This is a genomic window from Kribbella caucasensis (assembly GCF_004361855.1).
Lineage (GTDB): Bacteria > Actinomycetota > Actinomycetes > Propionibacteriales > Kribbellaceae > Kribbella > Kribbella caucasensis.
The window spans coordinates 1-2700 of the sequence record NZ_SNWQ01000074.1; the positions used below are offsets into that span (position 1 = coordinate 1).

Below are 2700 nucleotides of genomic sequence, written 5' to 3' on the forward strand. Positions count from 1 at the left end.
TCCACGACCTCTACGGGCGTCGCGTTCGGGTTGGAGGCGGGCCGTCGGGAGCGGGGCTCGAAGACCGCGTCGCCCTCTCGGCGGTAGCGGGCCAGCAGTTCATAGAGCCACGAGGCTGAGACGCCGTAGGTCGCGGCGACCTCACGGACGGGACGGTTCTCGACCACCATCGCGGTGATCAGCAATCTGTTGGATGTCATGCCCGCACGCTCAGCGCGGGCGGCACTTCATTCCGGGATCTCCGGAGACATCAGTCCGGCATGTCGTGAGACACGTGTCCGGGATGTCGTGAACCAGAACACCTCCGAGCGCGCAACAAACCCCAGGTCTGGCAGGTGGCTGACCTGGGGTTTCGCTTTTGTCCGGGGCTGTTCTTGCTAACGCCTCTGCTAACACGGCACCCCCGCTGATGGGTCTGGCCCGTCGTCTTCGTCGTCCTGGTCCTCGTCAACGTGGTCAGCAGCAGCAGCGAACACGTCAGCGATTCCGGCCGCGTGCGACGGATCACATGGGCGTAGACCCGGAGCGTGATCGACGGGTCCGCGTGCCCCCAACCGGTCCGCTACGACGTGCACCGGTACACCCGCGACCAGGAGTAAGGTCGCGTGCACATGCCTCAGATCGTGCAGCCGACCATGTGGCAACGGGACCTCTGGAGCATCCTCGTCGTCGGCCGGCTCGTTGTAGGCCTTGATCGTCTTGGCCATGAGCCGGCTCACGGTATCGGGGTAGATCGGCTGACCAAACCCAGTCGTGAAGACGTGCCCGGTATCGACCCAGGACTCCCCAGCGAGCCGAAGGTCTTCCGGTCGGCGGCGGTGAGCCCTGAGCACTTCGACCGTCCCAGGATCCAGCTACAGCGGCCGGTTCGCGACAGATCCGTGCCCCCTGTCACCCGAAGGACTGCTCGGCGAAGCTGATCCCGGCGCGTTCGGTGGAGGTGAAAGCCTGCCGGGGGACGTGTTGTGGCGGCCGCCGGAGGTACTGGGTGTAGCCAAGGGCTCGGGGCCGGTGGGGTGATCATGGGTAGATGGGACCTAATGACGGCGAGCGCCGCCGCCCGCCTCCAGTAGGACCGCCGCAGGATGACGCGCCGCTGCTGATCACTGCATCAATCCCGAAAGTACCGATCAGCGTCACGGATTCGTTCCTGAAGATTGATACACAGTTGACGAACATCACTGATTCGCCACTGGAACTCGTCACCATGCGAGACGGTGCCGATATGTACGTCGTCAAGGACGATGTCGTTCTCAGGGGACCCGGCGGGAAACGCCCTGCGGGTGCCATATTCACCCTTGCCCCAGGGACAAGTCGAACCTATAAGTCGACGGTTAACCTGGGCTACCCCAACGACCCATCCGGGGAAATCCAGCCTCTGGCCCCCGGAAGCTATCAACTTTATGCCGTCCAGCGCTTCATCCCTTGGCCGCCCGAGGGGGACCCAAATCTCGCATTTTATGTGCGCGGCGGACCGTGGGATATCCAGGTTGGCTGACCTGATCGGACGCCAACTTCGCCGTGTCGAGCGCTTGTCCCCATGTGTCCCCGAAGGAGCCTGAACAGCCGTCAACGACCCACGATCACTCAGCACAGTCCGCGCTCAGGATCGGGAGCCGTCGGCATCGTTCAGCCCGGTCTCGCCAAGGAGCACGAGACGCTTCCCCCACCACACCTTGAGCCCTACTGGAAATGGGACTTCTGCGCCTGGCACAGGCCCCGCCTGGTGGCAGCGGCACTGGGAGAAGACCGGCCTGGTCACCGTCGAGGTCGCTGATCGACTGCCCGACGGGTGGCGAGACTGGTTGCAGTGGAATGAAGCATGCGACCACGACAGTGGTACGCCGGGACGGGAAGAAGCTCAGATGCTCCGCACCGACGGCGGCCGAATGCTTGGCTTCTCCCGAGTCATCGCCCGCCGCAACAGCCAGGCCCTGCGTGGTGCTTGAGGGCCTGCCCCTCACCGGGCGCCTGTCGATTGTCGGCGCGTATGAATGGGACGACTTCGCCCTGACCGAATCGCCTGCCGACTGGCTGGTCAAGGCCGTCGCGAAGGCTGATCGCGGCGACACGATGCTCGACCTGGTCACGCGCACAGCGGCCAGTGAACGTCCGCACATGCCACGATCCGCGCTTCCAGGCGCGAGCGATCGAGTCCATGTACGTCGAGTTCCGGCGACGCTCACGATCCGGCGTGGAGCATCTGATGCTCGCCTTCCAAGAGACATACGAGCGCGCCAAACGTCGTCATTCCGACTGGCCCCGCTCACGGGAGGTCGTGCGGTCCTGACGACGTATGGCTGGAGGCTCAGTTCCATCAATTGGCATCCCGCGTGTCGATTTAGACTGATGGCTTGCCAACAGCCGTTCGGCCCTGACCGCCAGGAGATGTATCTCGGGATCGATGTCATTGCCGTCGAGAATAAACTCGAGCGAATATTCATCGGTGTAGTAGCGGTAAATCAGGTGTTTGAGGTCGTCAGCCGATGCATTCTCCATTTGGAGACGCCCGGCGAGAGCGACGATGTCGGCAGCGTCCTTGCGGCGCTGGGCGACCAACTTGGTGGCTAACAGGAACTCGTCGGTGGCGTAGGTGATGCGCAGACCCAATACCGGTAACTTAGGGTCTGGTGCGGTACGGTTGGGGTGTGGCGAGGGTTGGTCAGGTCAAGTCCCGATCGGGTGACAGGTTGACGGATC

Annotated in this window: 4 protein-coding genes; 1 reads left to right on the forward strand and 3 read right to left on the reverse strand. The window is 63.4% G+C overall.

Features of this window, described 5'->3' with window-relative positions:
* Nucleotides 1-200 (reverse strand): helix-turn-helix domain-containing protein (locus EV643_RS43820; protein ID WP_166665819.1); only part of this gene is annotated, 200 nt, incomplete at its 3' end.
* Between the two features lie 189 nt (nt 201-389).
* On the reverse strand, nt 390-719 hold the full coding sequence (locus EV643_RS44610; protein WP_166665820.1) for a site-specific integrase: 330 nt from the start codon (nt 717-719) through the stop codon (nt 390-392).
* Nucleotides 720-1030: 311 nt separating this feature from the next.
* Between EV643_RS44610 and EV643_RS43830 the strand changes: the two genes are divergently transcribed.
* Nucleotides 1031-1498 carry a hypothetical protein gene (locus tag EV643_RS43830; protein ID WP_133806151.1) on the forward strand — a complete coding sequence of 156 codons (468 nt, stop codon included), beginning with the start codon at nt 1031-1033 and terminating at the stop codon, nt 1496-1498.
* Nucleotides 1499-2247: 749 nt separating this feature from the next.
* Here EV643_RS43830 and EV643_RS43840 read toward each other — a convergent pair.
* Nucleotides 2248-2610 carry a hypothetical protein gene (locus EV643_RS43840; protein WP_133806153.1) on the reverse strand — a complete coding sequence of 121 codons (363 nt, stop codon included), beginning with the start codon at nt 2608-2610 and terminating at the stop codon, nt 2248-2250.
* Nucleotides 2611-2700 lie beyond the last annotated feature (90 nt).